The organism is Chryseobacterium sp. SNU WT5 (assembly GCF_007362475.1).
Lineage (GTDB): Bacteria > Bacteroidota > Bacteroidia > Flavobacteriales > Weeksellaceae > Kaistella.
This window is the reverse complement of sequence record NZ_CP041687.1, coordinates 2,488,240-2,504,906: the sequence shown is the minus strand read 5'-3', so window position 1 is coordinate 2,504,906 and position 16,667 is coordinate 2,488,240. Positions and strand designations below refer to the sequence as shown.

General features: G+C 35.2%; 14 protein-coding genes. 6 read left to right on the top strand and 8 right to left on the bottom strand.

All coding sequences use genetic code 11. The annotated features are described in order from the left end of the window. Positions 1-40: 40 nt before the first annotated feature. The gene (locus tag FNJ88_RS11855; protein ID WP_143853366.1) at positions 41-1,729 is read left to right on the top strand and encodes an APC family permease; all 1,689 of its coding nucleotides are present in this window, start codon (positions 41-43) and stop codon (positions 1,727-1,729) included. 331 nt (positions 1,730-2,060) lie between these two features. Here FNJ88_RS11855 and FNJ88_RS11850 read toward each other — a convergent pair whose 3' ends face one another. The 6 genes from FNJ88_RS11850 to FNJ88_RS11825 form a co-directional block, all read right to left on the bottom strand. After that, positions 2,061-2,762: a VIT family protein gene (locus FNJ88_RS11850; RefSeq protein ID WP_143853364.1), complete on the bottom strand. Its 702-nt coding sequence runs from the start codon at positions 2,760-2,762 to the stop codon at positions 2,061-2,063. 209 nt (positions 2,763-2,971) lie between these two features. After that, positions 2,972-3,484: a GNAT family N-acetyltransferase gene (locus FNJ88_RS11845; RefSeq protein WP_143853362.1), complete on the bottom strand. Its 513-nt coding sequence runs from the start codon at positions 3,482-3,484 to the stop codon at positions 2,972-2,974. Positions 3,485-3,687: 203 nt separating this feature from the next. Then, positions 3,688-5,046: an oxygen-independent coproporphyrinogen III oxidase gene (hemN, locus tag FNJ88_RS11840; protein WP_143853925.1), complete on the bottom strand. Its 1,359-nt coding sequence runs from the start codon at positions 5,044-5,046 to the stop codon at positions 3,688-3,690. A gap of 163 nt (positions 5,047-5,209) precedes the next feature. Next, positions 5,210-5,467 carry a hypothetical protein gene (locus FNJ88_RS11835; protein ID WP_228414626.1) on the bottom strand — a complete coding sequence of 86 codons (258 nt, stop codon included), beginning with the start codon at positions 5,465-5,467 and terminating at the stop codon, positions 5,210-5,212. A 111-nt stretch (positions 5,468-5,578) separates the two neighbouring features. Then, complete coding sequence (locus FNJ88_RS11830; RefSeq protein WP_143853358.1) at positions 5,579-6,592, bottom strand: WD40/YVTN/BNR-like repeat-containing protein; 1,014 nt, start codon at positions 6,590-6,592, stop codon at positions 5,579-5,581. Positions 6,593-6,643: 51 nt separating this feature from the next. After that, positions 6,644-8,122: an amino acid permease gene (locus FNJ88_RS11825; protein ID WP_143853356.1), complete on the bottom strand. Its 1,479-nt coding sequence runs from the start codon at positions 8,120-8,122 to the stop codon at positions 6,644-6,646. A gap of 215 nt (positions 8,123-8,337) precedes the next feature. Between FNJ88_RS11825 and FNJ88_RS11820 the strand changes: the two genes are divergently transcribed. The 5 genes from FNJ88_RS11820 to FNJ88_RS11800 all read left to right on the top strand — a co-directional run bounded on the left by FNJ88_RS11820 (position 8,338) and on the right by FNJ88_RS11800 (position 14,422). After that, positions 8,338-8,946 (top strand): Crp/Fnr family transcriptional regulator, encoded by a 609-nt coding sequence (locus FNJ88_RS11820; RefSeq protein ID WP_143853354.1) that lies wholly within the window; start codon positions 8,338-8,340, stop codon positions 8,944-8,946. A gap of 189 nt (positions 8,947-9,135) precedes the next feature. Continuing rightward, positions 9,136-9,807, top strand: coding sequence for a nicotinamide riboside transporter PnuC (pnuC, locus tag FNJ88_RS11815; protein WP_143853352.1), 672 nt, complete (start codon positions 9,136-9,138; stop codon positions 9,805-9,807). A gap of 88 nt (positions 9,808-9,895) precedes the next feature. Next, entirely contained in the window at positions 9,896-10,672 is a 777-nt protein-coding gene (dapF, locus tag FNJ88_RS11810) for a diaminopimelate epimerase (RefSeq protein WP_143853351.1), read from the top strand. 18 nt (positions 10,673-10,690) lie between these two features. Continuing rightward, entirely contained in the window at positions 10,691-11,728 is a 1,038-nt protein-coding gene (mltG, locus tag FNJ88_RS11805) for an endolytic transglycosylase MltG (protein WP_143853349.1), read from the top strand. Between the two features lie 126 nt (positions 11,729-11,854). Further along, positions 11,855-14,422: a TonB-dependent receptor gene (locus tag FNJ88_RS11800; RefSeq protein ID WP_143853347.1), complete on the top strand. Its 2,568-nt coding sequence runs from the start codon at positions 11,855-11,857 to the stop codon at positions 14,420-14,422. 78 nt (positions 14,423-14,500) lie between these two features. Here FNJ88_RS11800 and galE read toward each other — a convergent pair whose 3' ends face one another. Next, on the bottom strand, positions 14,501-15,523 hold the full coding sequence (galE, locus tag FNJ88_RS11795) for a UDP-glucose 4-epimerase GalE (protein WP_143853345.1): 1,023 nt from the start codon (positions 15,521-15,523) through the stop codon (positions 14,501-14,503). Continuing rightward, positions 15,523-16,656 (bottom strand): DegT/DnrJ/EryC1/StrS family aminotransferase, encoded by a 1,134-nt coding sequence (locus FNJ88_RS11790; RefSeq protein WP_143853343.1) that lies wholly within the window; start codon positions 16,654-16,656, stop codon positions 15,523-15,525. The genes galE and FNJ88_RS11790 overlap by 1 nt, the downstream gene beginning before the upstream one ends. Between the last annotated feature and the right edge of the window lie 11 nt (positions 16,657-16,667).

Sequence of the window (16,667 nt, the reverse complement as noted above, 5' to 3'; positions counted from 1 at the left end):
TAAATTTTTCTGTTACATTTGTGTAAATTAAATAATTACAATGAACCAACTTTTTAGAAGAAAACAATATAAGGAGAGTGATCATTCGTCAGGATTAGTACGAGTTTTAGGGGTTTGGGATATTGTATTTTTCGGTATTGCAGCAATTATTGGAGCTGGAAGTTTCAGTTCATTAGGGGAGGCAGTTTTCCGTGGTGGTCCAGGAGTAATTATCCTATACATCATTTGTGGTTTTGCATGTGGTTTCACCGCATTATGTTATGCAGAATTTGCTAGTAGAATTCCTACAGCTGGTTCCGCCTATACTTATGCTTACGCGAGTTTTGGTGAACTAATCGCCTGGATTATCGGTTGGGCTTTGATTATGGAATACTCCTTCGGAAACATTTACGTAGCCTTTTCCTGGTCGGATTACTTTACAAGTTTCATGGGGAGAGTTGGGGTACATATTCCTGAATCCCTGTCTTGTAGTTATCCTGAAGCTAAAAAAGCTTTCCTAAATGGTTCCACCAATAAGGAATTACTGAACGCTTGGAATAATGCACCACTGGTAGGAAATTTAAAAATAATTCTAGATGTTCCTGCATTAGTGATTAATGGATTAATTACCTGGTTGGTTTACAGGGGAGTACGGGAAAGTAAGAATTTCAATAATGCCTTGGTTTTAATGAAACTTGCGGTAATTGTTTTGATAATTTTAGTCGGCGTCGCTTATGTTAATATTGATAATTGGACGCCTATTAATCCAGAAACTCAAGTTCCTTCTTTTATGCCTAATGGCTTTGCAGGGGTAATGAGCGCAGTTTCGGGTGTTTTCTTCGCCTACATTGGTTTTGACGCATTGAGTGTACTCTCCGAAGAAACAAAAGATCCACAAAAGAATCTCCCGCGAGGAATGATCATATCATTGATCTTATGTACGGTAATTTATATTATTTTAACGCTGGTTCTAACCGGAATGGTAGATTACAAAAAATTTGACGGAGTTGGAGACCCACTTTCCTTCATCTTTGAAAAATCTAATGCAAACGTTGCCTGGATGGAAATAACTGTTTCTTTTGTCGCAATTGTGGCGATTACAACGGTTTTATTGGTCTTCCAAATGGGTCAGCCTAGAATTTGGTATGCGATGAGTCGAGATGGTCTAATGCCTAAGAAATTTATGACCATTCATCCTAAATATAAAACGCCTTCATTTGCAACCATTATAACAGGACTGGTCGTTGGGATTCCTATCCTCTTTACCGATAAATCATTTATTCTTGATTTTACAAGTATTGGAACCATCTTTGCCTTTGTCTTAGTCTGTGGTGGCGTTCTCCTCCTGCCATCCAAAGAAAAACTACCCGGTAGATTCCACATGCCTTACATCAATGCCCGATTTATTTTTCCTGCTGTATTCCTGGGAGGAGTGGTTTTCTTTTACTTATGGCAACCATCATTCTTCCATAATTTAATGAATTGGAACGATCCTTTGGAAGGAGAATTTAGAATTTCAATGACCGTATTCCTCATTTTAAATATCGGTCTTTGCGTTTTGGCCTTTGTAAAAAATCTTTCTTTAATTCCGTTAATGGGTTTAAGTTCCTGTTTATATTTACTAACAGGAATGACTCATGATAACTGGTTTTATTTCTTGGTCTGGTTTGGATTTGGATTAATTATCTACTTCTCTTACGGCTACAGAAAAAGCAAATTACACCGAGAACTTAATGGGGATTTAGATTAATGGTGGGCAATCGAATTGAAATATTTTCTATTTTATTAATAAGATAAAAAGGTATTCCTTCGATATATTCCTATTTTCGATTATGGATTTACCTAAATCTACAAATATCCGATATGGAGACTATCGTCCGACTTCAAAATATGTTTTGAGTTCCACATAGGAAAACAAAAGTTTAAAAATTTAAGTAGCTCACAAACAGAAAAGGCGATTCCGGGGAAACGCCTTTTTTATAATACTTTGAAAATTTATAACGTGAATTTTTGGTAGATGGATAAACAAAAAAATGTTATTTGCACTCTATCGTTTAATAATCCACTATATTAGGTATAAATTAAACATTTACTCCAAATAGGTAACCAACGAATGCAGATAGACCCATCGCGATCGTTCCCCAAATAGTAATACGGACGAGTGCAGTAGAAATTTTTGAACCTCCTGTTTTTGCAGCAAAAGCGCCTAAAATAATCAGAAACAGAATGGTAAAACCATACAGCCAATATTCCATTCCTTTCAACGGTGCAAAAAGCACAACTAAAAGTGGCAAAATGCCGCCAACCGTAAACGCACTTCCAGAAGCCAGTGCAGCCTGGATAGGATTAGCTTGGCTCATTTCTGTAATTCCTAATTCATCACGAACATGAGCACCTAAAACATCTACTTCCGTTAATTCTCGAGCGACCTGCAGCGCAGTTTCTTTTTTCAGTCCTCTCTTCTCATAAATCTGTGCTAGCATCATCAATTCTTCTTCTGGCATTTCCAATAATTCTAACTTCTCTCTTTCGATGTCCGCTAGTTCGATATCGGTCTGAGAGCTTACAGAAACGTATTCTCCGGCTGCCATTGACAAAGCTCCAGCGATTAAGGCAGCGACCGTCGCTAAGACAATTGGTTCTGAGGAAGAACTTGCGGCTGCTACTCCAATCGCAAGACTGGATACGGAAATTATCCCATCATTAGCACCAAGAACTGCAGCTCGGAGCCAATTGCTGCGGTGTATATAATGAGCATCCAGGTAATTGTCGATTGTAAGCATCTTGGAGAATTAAAGTTATACTACACTACAAAAATATTTCTTGATCTTCAAAAAAATATTTCTTTCATAACTCAAAATTACGTCTAAAAAAAGTATAAAAGCATATATATTAAATTATGATGAGCAAGATCTTTTAATAACATTTTTAAAAAACCGATCGATGATAGATTAGGATGATGATAATATTTAGTCATCAATTTTAAGAATAATTAATCTAATTTGATCTCGAAAAAGCAAACATCAGCATCTTGATAATGGGCCTGTAAGCCATAAGAATCTTTCAATTTTTTCATTCCTAAGAAGTCAAAACCACAGTTTTTATAATGATTGATCAGTCGATCATTTTGTCCACAAGTATCCATTCTAATAAATTTCTTATATTCTTTTTTACCAAAATCTTTGGCCCAATCGGAAATGATTTGGACCAAATTATTTCCACGAAATTTAGGGTTAGTTGCAATGCGGTGAATGTAAATTGCGTCATTATTTTCCTTCTCTTCCCAGATCATTGCATCATTGTAAGTAATTGCCCAAATGCAGGCAATTGTATTGTCAATTACTAATTTGAACTGCCTGTTCTCAATTACTTCCGTTGCAATGAAATCTAGGTCAAACTCTGGCCATATATTTCCCGGAAATGCGAGCTTTTGATAATCGGTAGCCAGCCTGTAAAGTCTAAAAATTTCTGGAATATCATCGAGATTGCTATTTGTAATAATCATAATAAAGCGGATAAATAATTGGTAGTACTTTTCAAATTGAGAATTTCATATTGTAAAATTTTAATATTTGTTTTTCTAATTAAAAATATCTGTAAAATACTTGTACTCATAAAGATAGTCAAATCTCTGCTTACTTTGATAAAGGGAGAGGTATTAACAAAACTGCAAATAAAAAAAGCGACTTTCTCAAGTCGCTTTCCTAATTATATCGTCATCGAAAAAATCCGGGTTTCGGGCTTATTTCGCATCATTCTTAAATCAAAAGTCATCGCCACATTTCTTGTGAAAGCACGACCTTTTTCGGTTATTTTTATCTTATTATCCGTAATTTCAACTAAACCGTCAGTTTGCATTTCTTTTAAAGCTTCCAAGGCATTTTCAATTTCAGGAAAACTGGTTTGTAGATCCCAAGAAGTTTCTAACCGGCACATTAAATTTAGGATATGTTGTCTGATCACTAAGTCTTCTTGATTTAAAATATGTCCTTTCACAACTGGAATAATTCCATCTTCTACAATCTTCTGATATTCTTCCACGCTTTTGTTACTTTGAGCAAACGCATACCAGGAATCAGAAATTGCCGACATTCCTAAACCTACCATTAATTTGGTTTTACTGGAAGAATATCCCATAAAATTACGGTGAATATCTCCCGAAACCATCGACTGATAAAGATCGTCATGTGGCAAAGCAAAGTGATCCATCCCAACTTCGATATAACCTAGCTCTTCTAATAATTTTTTTCCGTTGGTATATAATTTTCTTTTTTCTTCACCACTTGGCAAATCATTTTCATCGAAACCTCTTTGTCCAACCCCTTTAATCCAAGGAACATGGGCGTAAGAATAAAATGCCAAACGGTCTGGTTTCAGTTCCAAAGTTTTACGAATGGTATATTCCATTTTCTCCCAAGTATGAAATGGTAATCCAAACACTAAATCATGAGAAACACCTTTATAACCAATTTCTCTGGCCATATCGGTTACATTTTTCACATTTTCAAAAGGTTGAATTCTATTGATCGCTTTCTGAACTTGTGGATCATAATCCTGTACTCCAAAACTGGCTCTTCTAAAACCTAGATCGTATAAAGTTTGCAAATGCCCTCTGGTGGTATTATTAGGATGACCTTCGAAAGAGAATTCGGGATTTTCAGCAATTTCTGCTTTTGAGAAAATGCCTTCTAATAATATCTTTAAATTTTCTGGCGAGAAGAAAGTTGGTGTACCACCACCTAAATGTAATTCTTTAATCTTTGGAGTTCTCCCAAATAATTTGACATATAAATCCCATTCTTTTAAAACAGATTCTAAATAAGGTGTTTCTACTGAATGCTGCTTGGTAATTCTTTTGTGACATGCACAGAAGGTACATAGTTTCTCACAAAATGGTAAGTGGATATACACCGAAATCCCTTCTGAATCATTGGTTTCATTAAAAGTACGGATCACTGATTCCTGCCAAAGTTCGCTTGTAAAACTAGCATCATCCCAAAAAGGAACAGTTGGATAAGAAGTATAACGAGGTCCCGGAATATTGTATTTATCGATCAAAGAGTTCATGTCGAAGTAAGTTTTTTTAGAAAGATTTCTGAAATTCATTTTGAAATTTCACATTGCAAAAATACGAAATAAGTTAGGAGCGATGAAATCAATTTGATGGTTGAAGATTTCCGTAATTTTTAATTTATCCAAAGAAAATCGACACAATATTGAGAATTCAGTTCTACAAAATGATAAATTCCATTGTTTTCTCAATATGATCTTCTTCAATAATTCCTTCTGCATATTTTTTATTGTGTTCTGTGGACGTATATTTAGACAAGTAGGCATTATTAATTTTCTCCATCAAGCCATTTTCCTTTTCGGGAATCTCTGCTTTAATTTTAAAGATAGCATCACCGCCCTGTATTTCACCAAAAGGATTATTTAGGAAAGTATTGTACCAACTTCTCTCTGCAAAACCCCAAGAACGAGCAAAAATCCTGTCATCAACAAATGACCATCCAGATTTGTAAGAAGGAATTCCTTTCTGTTCCTGCTTTTATTCCGATATGATTGTTGGATTTGATATATTGAAGTGCGGCATTTTTATTCATTGTTCATTCAACTTCATCTTTATAATTCTATTTTTTCCAGCGAAAACAAGGGTGTTGGCATCAACCCATTCGCAAACATATAGCCCTTTCTCTTCAGAAATAATTTTCCACGTTTTTCCGTAATCACTGGAAAATTCTATGTTCTGATCACCAACTGCGACAATATCTTTGCCTTTCGATTTAGGTCTGATTTTTACGCAGGTTTTGTAACCACCATTTGTTCCGGAAGCTTGAATCTCCCAGGTTTTTCCACCATCATTTGTTGTGGCGATATTATTGATGTTTTCTTCTTGTTTGGTATAATCGCCGCCGACTGCAATACCAAATTGATCATTGTAAAAATCAATGGAATAAATCCCTTGGGAAGATGTTCCTTGGATAAATGGAGTTTTATAAACGTTCCATATGTTAGGCTTTTTTAAGTTATTTTTAAAAATACGGGCATGGGTACCACCGCTAGCAATCCAGATATTGTTCCCTTTCATCGCAATGTTAGAATTGCTGGCTGCAAAGTGCGCTTCTCCTGGAAGATAAGATGGGTATGAGTGCACTGGAACCTTTGAATTGAAGAACAATTTAAAATGAGCTTTGCCATCCTTATATGGATCACTTACCGCCAGTCCGCGGTTCTTTTGATCAAAAATAAAAGCATCGAAAAAAGCAGTTTTTACAGTATCTGCAGCAATTATCCTAGAACTTAAATCTTTTTTATTAATCTTAAAGAAATAAGCAGGACTTTCAATATTGACCGTATAAAAAGCAGTCCTAGTCTGAGCGAGAGTTCTAAATTGAAACTTCTTGTCAGATAGTATCAACTGCTTCTTCTCTGTAGAATCATTTATATTCACGTAGCCAAATTTAGAATCGGTTCCGGTATACCAAACTTTACCATCATTAATTTGTAAGGCACGAATTGAAATATCATCTTTTAATAAAGTAGAAAAACTGACATTCTGCGCAAAAACACCTAAACTCATTGCTGAAAATAGCACTAACAAGATCTTATTCATAAGCTTTAAGGATATTAAAAATCCCACCTTATAAAGATGGGATTATATTTTTTAATGAGTATCATTAATTTTTGAATTTTTCTGACCGTAGAGGAAATAAATTATCAACCCTAAGGCTAACCAAATCCCCAGTCGCTCCCAACTTTCTATTGGTAAACCAGCCATCAATGCTACACAGATGACCACACCTAGAATTGGCAGAAATGGCACTAAAGGAACGCGGAAACCACGAACGGCATCTGGATTCGTTTTTCTCATGACAATAATTCCGATACATACAAGTGAGAATGCGAACAAAGTACCAATACTTACCATGTGTCCTAAGTCTGATACGGGTACAAAACCAGCAAATAAACTTACGAAAATCATAAAAACTACATTAGTTTTCCACGGCGTACTACTTTTTGAATGCAGATCACTGAAGAACTTCGGCAATAATCCATCAACACTCATGCTATAGAATACTCTACTCTGTCCCATCAACATCACCAACATTACAGAAGTATATCCTGCGATAATAGCAATTGTTAGGGCTGCATTTAAGAACGTATATCCTGTCTTAGCGAATGCGGTCGTTACTGGACTCGCATCCCCTTTGAAGTTTACATAATTTTCTAATCCTGTCAATACATAAGAGAACAATACATATAAAACGGTACAGATAATTAGAGATCCAATAATTCCGATTGGCATGCCTTTCTGTGGGTTTTTTGCTTCCTGTGCTGCAGTACTTACCGCATCAAATCCAATAAAAGCAAAGAATACAACCCCAGCTCCTCTTAAGATACCGCTCCATCCATATTTACCGAAATAATCACTATGGAAAAACTCAAAGAAGCCCATCTTACCTTGAGACATAAGCACTTCTCCTTGGTTAATCGGGATAAATGGATCATGATTCGCCGGATTAATAAAACCCCATCCAAGTGCGATAAATACTAATACAACTGTTACTTTTAGAATTACTAAAATATTATTGATCAATGCTGATTCCTTAGTTCCTTTGATTAGAAGTAAAGAAAGCAGACAGATAATGATAATCGCTGGTAAATTTAAATAACCTGGGGTTTCATCCCAAGGACCATGTAACAAAGAATTTGGCAATGTGACCCCGAAGGTCAACATAAACTTCGCGACGTATTGTGACCATGAAGCCGCAACTGTAGCTGCTCCAAGAGCATATTCTAAAACCAAATCCCATCCAATAATCCAAGCCATAAATTCTCCCATGGTAGCATAAGAATAAGTATATGCACTACCTGCCACAGGGATCATTGATGCAAATTCTGCATAACATAAACCCGCAAAGGCACAACCAAGAGCTGCTAATATAAAAGAGTACACCACAGCAGGTCCTGCATTTTCTGCAGACGCAATTCCTGTTAGTGAGAATAAGCCGGCTCCGATAATTGCTCCAATTCCTAAAGCCACCAGTGACGCTGCACTCAGTGTTCTTTTTAATCCCTTTTCCGACTCATCCGCAGTTTGCAGAAGTTGGGCAAGAGATTTAGTTTTCCAAAGATTTGACATGTTATATTTGTTTAAGATTTCCAAAAATATAAAAAATTAGTAATTATTAACTATAATTCACCAATTTCTTTTTGAAAAATTGTTTGATAACAGATAAAACATTGATATCCATATGGAAGTTGGAAAACCTTAAAAAAAGAAAAAAAACTACTTCTAAAGTTACCTGTTTAAAATTATGAAATTTTTTCGAACTAAATATTCTTTAACTTTAAGCCATGATTTTAACAGAAATTTTCCAGGCAGACTTGGTTAAAGAGATTCAAGATTCTGGCAATCTTAAACATTTTTCTGCCGGTGAAACCATTATCAATATGGATTCATATATCAAAAATATCCCTGTGGTAATTTCGGGAAGCATTAAAGTATTTCGTACCGAAAATGATGGACGCGAAATTCTACTCTATTACTTAACTCCTGGTGAAAGCTGCATTGTTTCGATACTTGCCGGAATGAAAAATGAAACTTCTACAATCAAAGCACTTGTAGAGGAAGATGCAGAATTGATGATGATTCCTGCAGATAAGGCTAAAGATTGGGTAAAAAAATATCCAGACTGGACAGATTTTATTTTTAATCTTTATCAAAAACGTTTTGAAGAATTACTTCATATTGTGAATTCTGTGGCTTTTCAAAAAATTGACACTCGCCTTTTGCATTTAATCAAACAGAAAACGCAGCTTTACAACTCAAAAGAAATTTCAGTAACCCATCAGCAATTGGCAGATGAACTTGGAATTACCCGAGAAGCTGCGAGTCGCGTTTTAAAACAAATGGAAAAAGAGAAATTACTTATTCTGTCCCGAAATAAAATTGAGCTTCTGTAATATCTATAAGATGTTCTCCACCTGACTGAATTATTACTACTATTTCAGTAAAATTCTGAAGCTTCCGAGTTGAAACTCTTACTCTGGAAATAATCAAACCATATTCATTGGGTCTCATTTACGTTAGAGACCGCATACCCACATCTTTCCCACCTCAATTTATTTACTGAAATTCTTATCTTTGAGACCATGAATTTTTACGATCTGTTTTTACAACCTTACGAGTCTTATGACGGTTATCAAATAGCACTCGAAATAACCGCAACTATTTTTGGTTTATTAAGTGTATTTTTTTCAATTCGAAAAAATATTTGGGTCTATCCTACCGGAATTATTTCTACTGTTTTATATGTCTATATCCTCTATAAATTTGGATTGCTTGGGGACATGATGATTAATTTTTACTACACGGTGATGAGTATTTACGGATGGATTTTGTGGTCAAGAAGTTCTAAGGATCATATTCATGTTGAGGTTTCTTGGGCAACAAACAAGGAATGGGTTTTCGCAACCGCTTTATTCCTGATCAGCTTACTATTAGTAACCATCGTTTATTATTACAAACCTTTTATTGATAATCATTTTTCAATGGAAAATGTTCAACTTGGATTGTATCATTTGGATTGGGCAAATTGGTTAGATGTCCTTACAACCGCAATATTCTTGGTGGGAATGTGGTTGATGGCAAAAAGGAAAATCGAAAACTGGATCTTTTGGATCGTAGGTGATTTAATATGTATCCCGATGATGATTTACAAAGGTTTAGGGATAACCTCTCTTCAATTTTTCGTTTTCACTGCAATGGCATTTGTCGGATATTTTGAATGGAAGAAAACAAGTCAAGGAAAGCACATTAACTAATTTTATCAATGTTCACTTTCTCTTTGATTGATAAAGTTTTAAGTATCTTTGCAGTCCCAAAATCATGAGGGTAAATACCTTTTATTTTATGCAAAATACCATCGAATTTTTTAAGTACCAAGGAACAGGAAATGATTTCGTAATGATCGATAACCGGGATTTACAGTTTCCTAAAGATCAGCAAATTATAGAAAAAATATGTGACCGACGTTTTGGCATCGGTGGTGATGGATTGATTTTATTAGAAAATGATGCTTCTGCAAATTTTAAAATGGTTTATTACAATTCTGATGGTAATGAAAGTACGATGTGCGGAAACGGTGGAAGATGCATTGTTGCCTTTGCTCATTTCCTCGACCTATTCGAAGGCCACGTCACTTTTATCGCGATTGACGGTCTACACGAAGCAGAAATTCAAAATGGTGTAATAAAATTAAAGATGATTGATGTAGAATCAATTAAAAGAATTGACGGAAATTTCGAGTTAAATACAGGTTCTCCACACTATGTAACCTTCGTAGAAAAGTTAAAGAATTATAAAGTTTACGAAAATGGTAACATAATTAGAAATTCTGCGTCTTATTGTCAAGAAGGAATCAATGTGAATTTCGTGGAAAAAATTTATGAAGATGAGATCTTCATTCGAACTTACGAAAGAGGAGTGGAAGATGAAACTTTCAGTTGTGGAACCGGTGCAACTGCATCAGCATTGGTTTTTCTAAAAGATAAAAACCAATCTTCTGTAAAAGTAAAAGTTCTGGGTGGAAATTTAAAAGTTTATGCTGAACAGGACGGAGCAGGCTTTAAAAACATTTGGTTAGAAGGTCCGGCAAAGCAGGTATTTAAAGGCAAAATTAATATATAAGGTATATCAATTGAATTTATGAAAATAAACGTTGGGATTATTTCGATCATTGTATTTCTGATTTTTGCAATCGGAAGTTTTTTTGGATATCAATATTATAAGAAATATTACGGAAACAATGTAACCAAAGAAGGTTATGTGCTTATTCCGCACTCTGCAAATTTCAATTCTATATTAGACTCGATTACTCCTTATATCAAGAATAAGGAACAGTTTGCTGAAGTGGCAACAAGTAAAAATATGTCCCGTTTTTTTCGGGCAGGTCGTTATCGAATTAAATCAGGAACCAGTAACACTGATTTAGTGAATATGATTAAAGCCGGAAATCAAACTGAAAATACTTTCCGAATTGGAGACTTTTTTACCGTCTATCAAATGATTGGAAAAGTCGCCAAAAAAACAGAACTAGACTCTTTAAGATTTGCAAAAGATTTGAATAAAATCGCAAGTGAAAAAGGTCTTACAAATGCGGAAGATCTTAAGAAATATTTTTTCATTGATACTTACAATTTTTTCTGGACCGTCACTCCTGAAGATTTCTTTAAAAAGTTTGAAAAAGAATATGATCATTTCTGGACACCCGAACGCAAAGCAAAAGAGCAAAGTTTAGGGTTAAGTCGTGACCAAATCTACGCGTTGGCATCATTGGTATATAAAGAAACCGGCGGTAAACCTGACGAAATGAAAACGGTTGCAGGCCTGTATCTGAATCGTCACAGAAAAGGAATGAAATTACAAAGTGACCCTACGGTTATTTATGCGGTAAGTAAAGCGAATAATTTCCAGGGAGATCCAATCAGAAGAGTTTTCTATAAACATTTAAAGGAAGCTTCTCCATATAACACGTATTTTTCGGCAGGTATTCCACCAGGACCAATCTGTATGGTTGATAAGAATTCGGTTGATGCGGTTCTCAATTCAGAAAGTAATAATTTCATTTATATGTGTGCAGATCCTGCAAAGTTTGGATTTCACAAATTTACAGCCAGCGCTGCGCAGCACGAAATAAACGCAAAAGCATACCAGCAATGGCTCAATTCTAAAAACATCAAATAACATTTATTCTACTATTTCATTACAAATCAAAAAATTAGAGATTTTTTGAAAATTTAGAAATATTTAAACAAAAGTTTAATTTAACTTTTGTACTAAAAAACAATCTGTATAGTTTAAACTAAAATTATGAGCAACAAAATTGAGATTGCATCAATTATCAAAAAACGGTCTTTAGGATTAACTTTCGTTTTGGGAGCAGCAAGTTTAGCTTTTGCGCAACAAAAGGTTAATGTAACTGGCACCATTGCGGACAAGCAAAACAATGCGGTTCCCTACGCTTCTGTAACCTTTAGTAATAAAGCGAACAAACTCTTTAGCGACGCCACTTTAAGTGACGAAAAAGGAACCTACAAACTGGATTTAACTCCCGGAAATTACGACATTACCATCGAAGCGATTGATTTTAAAAAATCAACTTTAAATAAGCAGATTTCTGGTCCTGCAAATCTTGGTAAATTTACAGTGGAACATGAAAGCTCAGTTACAACCGGAAAAACACAAGATATCCAAGGCGTAACTATTACGGCACAAGCCGTAAAAGCTTATCGTGTAGAAATTGATAAAAAAGTGTATGATCCTTCTTTAGACATCATTGCAAAAGGTGGTAATCTTCAAGATGTTCTAAGTAATGTACCTTCTGTAGATGTAGATACAGACGGAACCGTTTCAATGCGTGGGAATTCCAATGTACGTTTTCTGATCAACGGCAAACCTTCTTCTATGTTAGGAATTGATGATGGAGCCAATGCTCTGCAGTCCATTGCTGCTGATCAAATTGAAAGAATTGAAGTAATCACCAATCCTTCATCAAAATATGAAGCCAGTGGAACTGCCGGTATTTTGAACATTATATTAAAAAAATCAAAAAAAGTTGGTTTCAACGGTAGTGTAGAGGGGACTTTAGGATATTTACCAACTACGAGATTAAATACGAATCTAAGCTGGAGAAAAGGTTCTTGGACTTACTACATCAATGGTGGTGGTGGTTACAGCAGAAATAAATCTCAAAATAATTCAGAATTCAACTCCTTTTTAAACCCTCAAACTTTGAATGATGGTTTTTCAATGAAATCAATTCAGAATGGGACCAATGAAGGAGAAAGTAAATATTACAATGTGACCACAGGTTTTTTAGTTGATGTTACTGAAAAGGCTACTCTGAACGCTTCTGTAATGTTCAGGACTTTCGATAATGAATCCACAGGAGAGACTAACTATTTTGACAACGTTATTGTAAAAGACAGATTTGCAGTAGGATATCCAAATGTACCTTTTGTTTTAGAAGATCAGTTCACCAATCGTTTGAACATGGGAACGAGCACGAATAATTCATTCCAGGCAGATTTAGGTTACGACCAGAAAATAGGCGATAATGGTCAATTGATTTCACTTGCAGGAAGTTACCAGAAAAGTAAAAGCGACGGAAAATCTAATACCATTGAAAATGGTTATGATAATGAATTTGATAATTCAACTTTAACTTTAAATAACATTCTTACAACCTCCGAAAACACGAAATATTTAGCAAAAGCAGATTATGAATTGCCCATCGGAGAATCATCTAAGATTGAAGCTGGAGCACGATTTGACTCTAACAAAAATGATTACGACTACTTTGTAGACGAAAGTAAAAACAATGGTCCAATTGCTGTATTGCCAAATTTTACAAGCAAGACTTCTTATAACGAAAATATTCTTGCTGGTTATGCACAATTTAAAAGCAAGATTGACAATTTCGGATATCAAGTAGGATTAAGAGCTGAAAACACAGACATCAACGTCAACTTTAAAAGAGTTAGTGATGCAACGCAGATTAATGTTGATAAAAACTATCTCAAATTTTTCCCAAGCGTCTTTTTAAGTTATGATCTTAATAAAAACAATCAATTGTTATTGAATTACTCAAGAAGAATTAACCGTCCACGTTCGTTCTTTTTAATTCCTTTCATGTCTTATAATAACAACAGAAACCTTTTCAGCGGAAATCCAGATTTGGATCCTACTTATGAAAACTCTTTTGAACTGGGTTATAATCTATCAAAAAGTAAAGTCACCTTCAACCCGACTCTATATTATAAAAAATCTGAGGATGAAGTAAATATGTATCAGTACAGCGGAGTGAATACAGATGGTAATACCGTAATTTATACGATGCCTGTAAATGCCGGAACAGAAACTCAGTATGGTTTAGATATTAATGCAACGTACGACCCTTTCAAATGGTGGAAAATTATGGGGAGTGCAGATATTTATGGTTATAAAAATGAAGGATCTTATGAAGATTTCGATTTCTCAGGAGATGGTTTTTCTACAAGATTCCGTTTAACAAATACTTTTAAACCAACTAAAACTACAAGTTTCCAAATACAAGGTTTTTATCGTGGTGCACAAAATACCGTATCTACGAAAAGAGAAGCGATGTATGCTGTGAACTTAGGGGCTAGCCAGACCATCTGGAAAGGCAATGGAACAATTTCTTTCAACATTCAGGATATTTTCAATACCCGTTCGAGAGAAAATTTCATAACTACTCCTACTTACTCACAATACAGCTACATGCAATGGCAGCCGCGACAGTTTAGCATCTCTCTAAGTTACCGCTTCAAACAAGGGGACAAAATCGATGCACCTAAACGTAAAAAAGATATTAACAGTAATGCGACAGGTGATGATGATCAAGGCCCACCAATGTAATAATGAAATAAATAGTCTTTAGATAAAAAATCAGTCCTGTATAAATACGGGACTGATTTTTTTATTATTGTGACTATATTATTTATTTCTGTTTTCTAGATACTTTTGCCACTGCCAAGTAGTACGCAAAGCTTCCTGTAAAGAGGTATTTGCTTTCCAGCCCAATTCCCTTTCGGCTTTATCCGCGTTGGCATAAGCTATCGTAATATCGCCTGCTCTGCGTTCACAAATCTGGTAAGGCACTTTCACATTGTTAGCAACCTCAAAAGCTTCAACCACCTCCATAACAGATGATCCTTTTCCTGTTCCCAGATTATAAATATCAATTAGAGTTTCGGAAGGATCTGCCATCAATTTTAATAAAGCCGCAACATGCGCCTTAGCCAAGTCAACTACGTAAATATAGTCACGAACTGCTGTTCCATCCAGCGTTTCATAATCATTACCAAAAATGGAAAGTTTTTCTCTAATTCCAGAAGCTGTTTGGGTTACGAAAGGAACTAAATTATTAGGAATACCAATCGGCAACTCACCTAAAAGTGCGGTAGGATGTGCTCCTATTGGATTAAAGTAACGAAGTAAAGATACTTTCTTTTGATAAGCGATCGCAAAATCTTTTAGTATCTCCTCACCCATTTGCTTCGTCTTCCCGTAAGAAGATTCCGGCATTTTCAAAGGAGTATTCTCATCAATTGGCTGCTGATCAGCTTGTCCATAAACCGTGCAAGATGAACTAAAAATAAAATTGGAAAGATTTCTCTCTTTAAATTCCTGTAAAATATTAATCAAAGAAAACAAATTGTTTTCGTAGTAATCCAAAGGTTTCTCCTGACTCTCTCCTACAGCTTTAAAAGCCGCAAAATTAATGCAACCATCAATTTCATGCGCATCAAAAAGTTGAGCCAACAATTCTTTTCTTCTTAAATCAAAAGGATAAAAAATGGGTTTCTTTCCAGAAACTTGTTCAATATTATTTAAAATAAATTTTTCTGAATTTGATAAATCATCTACAATGATGACTTCAAAATTATTTTGTAAAAGTTCTACCACCGTGTGGGAACCAATATAACCGAGACCGCCGGTAACGAGTATTGTCTTCATTAATCTACTTTATTCATAAATTCCAACACCGCATCCGAAATATACTTCAACTGCTCATCATCTAGTTCCGTATGCATCGGCAAAGAAATAACTTGTTCCAACAATTTATCTGTATTCACGAAATCAGCATCATTACTTTCCTGGAAATAAGCTTTTTGTTTTCTTAATGCCACAGGATAATAGATCATCGCAGGAACTTCTTTTTCGGTTAAGAATTGTTGCAATTCGTTTCTTTTTCCATTCAGAATTCTCAAAGTATATTGATGAAAAACGTGCGTTGAGTTTTCAGCTCTTGTCGGTGTTAAGATATCTTTGCAATCAGCAAATGCTTCATCATAATAGTCAGCAGCTTTTCTACGAGCTTCATTATAAGTATCGAGTAAGGTTAGTTTTTTTCTCAGAACCGTCGCCTGAATACTATCTAAACGGGAGTTTACACCAACTTCATCATGGTAATATCTTTCGTACATTCCGTGATTTACAATGCCTCGAAGTTGATGCGCTAAAGCATCATCATTCGTAAAAATTGCTCCACCATCACCGTAACATCCTAAATTTTTAGAAGGGAAAAACGACGTCGTTCCCATAATTCCCATCGTTCCGGATTTCTTAACCGTTCCATCAGAAAAAGTAAAATCAGATCCAATAGCTTGGGCATTATCTTCTATGACGTGAAGGTTATGTTCTTTTGCAATTTTTAGAATTTCTTCCATATTGGAACATTGTCCAAACAAATGAACAGGAATAATCGCTTTCGTTTTTGGAGTAATTGCCGCTTTTAATTTTTCGGGATCGATGGTAAAGGTATCATAATCAACATCCACTAAAACTGATTTCAATTTTAACAAATGAATAACCTCTACGGTCGCAGCGAAAGTGAAATCTGCGGTAATCACCTCATCACCTTCTTCTAACTTAAGCGCCATTAATGCAATCTGCAAAGCATCAGTTCCATTCGCACAAGGAATGACATGTTTTACATCGAGATACGCTTCTAACTCGGATTGGAAAAATTTAACTTCAGGTCCGTTAATAAATGCCGCAGTATTCATCACATTAAGAACCGCATTATCAACATCAGGTTTTATTTTATAATATTGACTTTGAAGGTCAACCATCTGAATCTTTTTCATAAATAATATTT